The following is a 3,998-nucleotide window of genomic DNA, read 5'->3' on the forward strand; positions in this document are numbered from 1 at the left end:
TGGGTGAGATGTGTGTAGTTCATTATGCAATTTCGACTGGCCGGTCAAAAAGGCACAAATGCTATCGCATCTTGCCCTCATTAACCGGTACCGTTCATAAATTGCACTTCATCCTAGAATTCGCCTTGTATTAAAGTTGCACTATTGGTTGATCCGCAATAATCTGCGTGTGAGTAACGAGTTCATATCGCGTCTAGCGTCGACAACAATATGCACGTAAATGGTGTCTTGTCTTAATTCGTAAATGACTCGATTCATTCCTGATAGAACCTGTCTATATTGCGTTAGGTTCAGCTTTTCAATTTCGTCTGGAATTGAACCGGCTTGCGGAAAATTTTGCAGATTGCGAATTGCTTCTTTTATCTTGGCGTAAGTAGTGCGCCAAGTGTCAGCGGAAAAATTCTTGAGAATATACGTTCTGAGCTCTTTCAGATCTTGCTCCGCCGAATCGAGTATGACGACTCTGAAGCCCATTAGTGATCCGCCTTGTCCAGTTCAGCAAATACATCTTCAGCGTCGCGAAATTTGCCTTGTTCAATTTCACGATTACCGAGTGCGAGAATTTTTAGAAGTGCGAGCGTTTCTTCTTGTTCTTCAAAGCTCTTCACGTCCATGACGACCAGCTTGGCTTCACCATTTTGTGTAATTAACATAGGCTCACGATTTTCCGTGATGTCTTTGATAATTTCGGCAGCGTGACTTTTAAGGTAGCTAATAGGCTTTACCTGAGTTGAGAATTTCATGATCAGCCTCTATTGCAAATGAATGAGGACTAATTTTAGTCCTAATTAAGACTCATGTACATAGTCAGCATTTGTATTTTTATAATAAAATCAATCATATTTGTATCCCTGTAGAGTGCAAATACACTCGGACTGCCTGGACACTTGAACCATTCAAATTTTCGATCGTGGAATTTGCACCTTTGCTTCCGCACCAACACAGCCGCCACCATCTGATTTTTCAACGACATAGCTTTTAATGAGGTTGGTATTATTGGCAATCTTCAATGCAGGTTTGTAGACACTGATGATTTCTCAATCTCGTTTAGATGATTTATCGCCGGTAATTTGTGCAGGATTGTATGAACCTGAGAGAACTGCTTCTAAAAAAAGCTGAGATTTGAATTCATCACTTCCGGTCAAATGAAGTCCTTGCCAACCTTTTTTTACGGCTAATCTAATCGTTACTTTGATTTCTTCGTCCGTGCCAATCGCTATTTTGATTTGACTACCGTGGTCATACATTTTTCCGCCAACACTGAGTGGACTTCCCCGACTTTCGTGGACGATACGATCAATTGACCAGTCCGAACCTTGAAGCGTTCTCGTTGTTAAAGCACAACTGCTGACAATACCGTTGCAATAGTGATGTCTGCTGTGCGCGACTTTACAGGCTTGCGTATTTTGCAAGTAATTCGTTGGTTAAATAATCCCTTGGAAAAACTTATCCATTTTTTTCAAATAATTAAATATGAGTATTAATATCGGCATTAGAAATAATTTGAGTACTAATATAATCATTTGAGATTTGCTAATTTATATATTTAGAGTATATTAATACTCATTACATTAATTTTGAGTATTAATATGATCACTATTGTTCACCAACTCATCAAAGTTCGCGAATCAAAGCAACTTTCACAAATCGCTTTTGCCGATAAAGCTGGGTTAAGCAGAATGACGATAGTGCGAACAGAACACGGACAGATCGATCCTCGTTTATCGACAATCCTCGTCATGGCGCGCGCGCTTGGTTTGGATTTGATGCTGGTTCCCAAAGAACTTAAGCAACCATTGGAAGAGTTTATTCAGTCTGGCGGGAGATATGTAGGTCAGGCTCCTGGCATCGAGGCACCGCGCTCGATTGTGGATTCCCTTTTAAGCGAAGGGAAAAAATGAGTACTTCGATTCGTTACTTGCGCATCTATATGCACACACCTGATCAACACAAAATGGCTATTGGCCATTTATCCGTCTATGGCGATTTGATACGGGTTTCCTTTAATGAAGACTACATAAAAAATCCCTTACGACCAACTCTCTCTCTGGCTTACCGCGGTACAAATGAGACTGAGACAACCGCCATTCTCCGCGCTGAGAAGGATTTACGCGTTGCCAGGAACGACGGCAAATTGCCGGTGTATTTTCAGAATTTACTTCCTGAAGGCCATAATCGCCAACGATTGGCAAAGGAACGTCAGTGCGGTACCGATGATGAATTCGAACTACTTGCTGCAGCTGGTCATGATCTCATGGGGGCGATCGAAGTTGAACCAATCCCAAATGGTGACGCTGTACCAGAGAGCGTGCGGCTGTGGCACACCACCCTCGGGAAAGATGTCGTTGAACCGGGCTTTGTCGAATACCCAGTAGAAGACGCTTCAGCGATCCCTGGCGTCGTTGTAAAGTTTTCGGCCATCCAAGATGGTAGACGCTACGTCATTAAGCGCCACGGCGCTGCAGGTTCGTACATCCTTAAATTACCAACGACAACACATCCGGATCTTGTCGAAATCGAAGCAACGGGCTTTGCCTTACTCAAAACATTAGACATCAACTGCGCCGGAGCAGAGATAATTGCCAAAGAAAATGCTGATCTGCCGGAACATATCCCCTTCCCTCACCTATTGGCTGTAAAGCGGTTTGATCGTGGAGAAAATGGTGCTCGAATACACATGGAAGAATTTGCCCAAATTCTTCAATACGCCCCGAAGCACAAATACGGTAAGGATCTGATCAACGACTACAGTTCAATTTTGAATATTTTAGAACGTCTTTCATCCCAACCACAGAAAGATACCGTTGAGTTCGTCAAGCGTTTTGTCGCTTTCATTCTCATGGGTAATACCGACGCTCACCTTAAAAACTGGGCAGTCATCTACCCTGACGGAATAAATTTACAACTCTCACCTGCGTACGACCCTGTCAGCGTCTCATCGTTTTTTGCCAATGTTCCACTAGATCATTATGGGTTGAACCGTGAGATCGATCGCAAATTAACTGCATTCACATGGGACGACATGGAAGCACTTCTGATAGCCGCCAATGTGACAAGGAAGTCCAGGTTGATGAAAATTGCGAAAGATACTGTGAAAAAAGCAAAAGAGGTCTGGCCTGCAATTTTGCTTCAGGCGCCAGCATCTGTCGCGACCTGTATTACAGCAAGACTTAATGGCGGTGTGGAGATCGCAAAATAACAATTCGTGAGACGAAAAAAAAACGGTTCTAATGGAATGGTCGCCCTCTTTTACAGACTATCAGAGAATCCCCTAAGGCGTAGTTTTACGCTTGCTTCCTGTGCCAGCTAAAACACCACCTCTATTTTCAACTCATCAAAGCGATGCGATGCGGAGACTTCTCAATCGCCGTTCAAAACTGCGCACTAGTCTTCTCTAGATAAGCTCGCGCTTTTTCAATCCTTGCAGCATATTTTTCCGCTACTTCTTCACATGTTGATCGTTTTACGAAAACCAAGTTCTCTTTATTGGCGTAGATGTTTTCATACGTTCTCGGACTCACTGGGTAGGTTCGTGCCAGATACCGACTGAACCAGTCTTACCAATAGCGTGATTGAAGTTTTTCCACGCCGGGAGATGTGCAGCGTCTTTGTTTTTGGCATAGGTCATCAATTGATCCATCGAGCGCCAATATTGAACAATGATAAGTGTTCTGGAAAATCCCATTTCGTGATGTAAAAAACCGAGCTCGGGTTTGGAATAAAGTTCCCTAAGCATTTTAGTCATCGCCATGATCACGGGTAATCATCGATGGATTTTCTAACAATGGTTAAATCACATTTCAATCACGAGTACAACAAATGCACCATCGAGGTGAGCGCACATTCTTTCCTTGAGCATCATATTAATAATCGGCGGATTCAATTTCGAAGTGCAACCACATGTTGATGCGATTGTAACTGCTTCATAAATACTTGGTGCGGCGTTTTGAAGCCGAGACATTTTCTGGGACGATGATTTAAGCTGTTCATCGCCCATA

Annotated in this window: 6 protein-coding genes and 1 pseudogene; 2 read left to right on the top strand and 5 right to left on the bottom strand. The window is 43.0% G+C overall.

Annotation, left to right across the window (positions count from 1 at the left end; genetic code table 11):
- Nucleotides 1–141: 141 nt before the first annotated feature.
- The 3 genes from ACO0K1_RS19865 to ACO0K1_RS19875 all read right to left on the bottom strand — a co-directional run bounded on the left by ACO0K1_RS19865 (nucleotide 142) and on the right by ACO0K1_RS19875 (nucleotide 1,412).
- Nucleotides 142–474: a type II toxin-antitoxin system RelE/ParE family toxin gene (locus ACO0K1_RS19865; protein ID WP_423028895.1), complete on the bottom strand. Its 333-nt coding sequence runs from the start codon at nucleotides 472–474 to the stop codon at nucleotides 142–144.
- Nucleotides 474–743 carry a type II toxin-antitoxin system Phd/YefM family antitoxin gene (locus tag ACO0K1_RS19870; RefSeq protein WP_322239708.1) on the bottom strand — a complete coding sequence of 90 codons (270 nt, stop codon included), beginning with the start codon at nucleotides 741–743 and terminating at the stop codon, nucleotides 474–476. Before ACO0K1_RS19870 ends, ACO0K1_RS19865 begins: the two co-directional genes overlap by 1 nt.
- Nucleotides 744–1,037: 294 nt before the next feature.
- On the bottom strand, nucleotides 1,038–1,412 hold the full coding sequence (locus ACO0K1_RS19875) for an LPD7 domain-containing protein (protein ID WP_423028897.1): 375 nt from the start codon (nucleotides 1,410–1,412) through the stop codon (nucleotides 1,038–1,040).
- A 177-nt stretch (nucleotides 1,413–1,589) separates the two neighbouring features.
- On the opposite strand from ACO0K1_RS19875, the gene ACO0K1_RS19880 reads away from it, so the two are divergent.
- Both ACO0K1_RS19880 and ACO0K1_RS19885 read left to right on the top strand, forming a co-directional pair.
- Nucleotides 1,590–1,901 (top strand): helix-turn-helix domain-containing protein, encoded by a 312-nt coding sequence (locus ACO0K1_RS19880; protein WP_423028899.1) that lies wholly within the window; start codon nucleotides 1,590–1,592, stop codon nucleotides 1,899–1,901.
- Nucleotides 1,898–3,199, top strand: a complete 1,302-nt coding sequence (locus ACO0K1_RS19885; RefSeq protein WP_423028901.1) for a type II toxin-antitoxin system HipA family toxin — start codon at nucleotides 1,898–1,900, stop codon at nucleotides 3,197–3,199. Before ACO0K1_RS19880 ends, ACO0K1_RS19885 begins: the two co-directional genes overlap by 4 nt.
- A 318-nt stretch (nucleotides 3,200–3,517) precedes the next feature.
- Here ACO0K1_RS19885 and ACO0K1_RS19890 read toward each other — a convergent pair whose 3' ends face one another.
- Both ACO0K1_RS19890 and ACO0K1_RS19895 read right to left on the bottom strand, forming a co-directional pair.
- Entirely contained in the window at nucleotides 3,518–3,736 is a 219-nt protein-coding gene (locus ACO0K1_RS19890) for a monooxygenase family protein (RefSeq protein ID WP_423028903.1), read from the bottom strand.
- A 143-nt stretch (nucleotides 3,737–3,879) separates the two neighbouring features.
- Nucleotides 3,880–3,998 (bottom strand): annotated as a pseudogene (locus tag ACO0K1_RS19895) (IS30 family transposase); the annotation flags it as partial.

Source organism: Undibacterium sp. SXout20W, from assembly GCF_049340285.1.
Taxonomy (GTDB): Bacteria; Pseudomonadota; Gammaproteobacteria; order Burkholderiales; family Burkholderiaceae_D; genus Undibacterium.

What these genes read in the sequence shown, in the direction of transcription:
- ACO0K1_RS19870 (WP_322239708.1), bottom strand. Translation starts at nt 743, where the DNA reads ATGAAATTCTCAACTCAGGTAAAGCCTATTAGCTACCTTAAAAGTCAC.
- ACO0K1_RS19885 (WP_423028901.1), top strand. Translation starts at nt 1,898, where the DNA reads ATGAGTACTTCGATTCGTTACTTGCGCATCTATATGCACACACCTGAT.
- ACO0K1_RS19880 (WP_423028899.1), top strand. Translation starts at nt 1,590, where the DNA reads ATGATCACTATTGTTCACCAACTCATCAAAGTTCGCGAATCAAAGCAA.
- ACO0K1_RS19865 (WP_423028895.1), bottom strand. Translation starts at nt 474, where the DNA reads ATGGGCTTCAGAGTCGTCATACTCGATTCGGCGGAGCAAGATCTGAAA.
- ACO0K1_RS19890 (WP_423028903.1), bottom strand. Translation starts at nt 3,736, where the DNA reads ATGCTTAGGGAACTTTATTCCAAACCCGAGCTCGGTTTTTTACATCAC.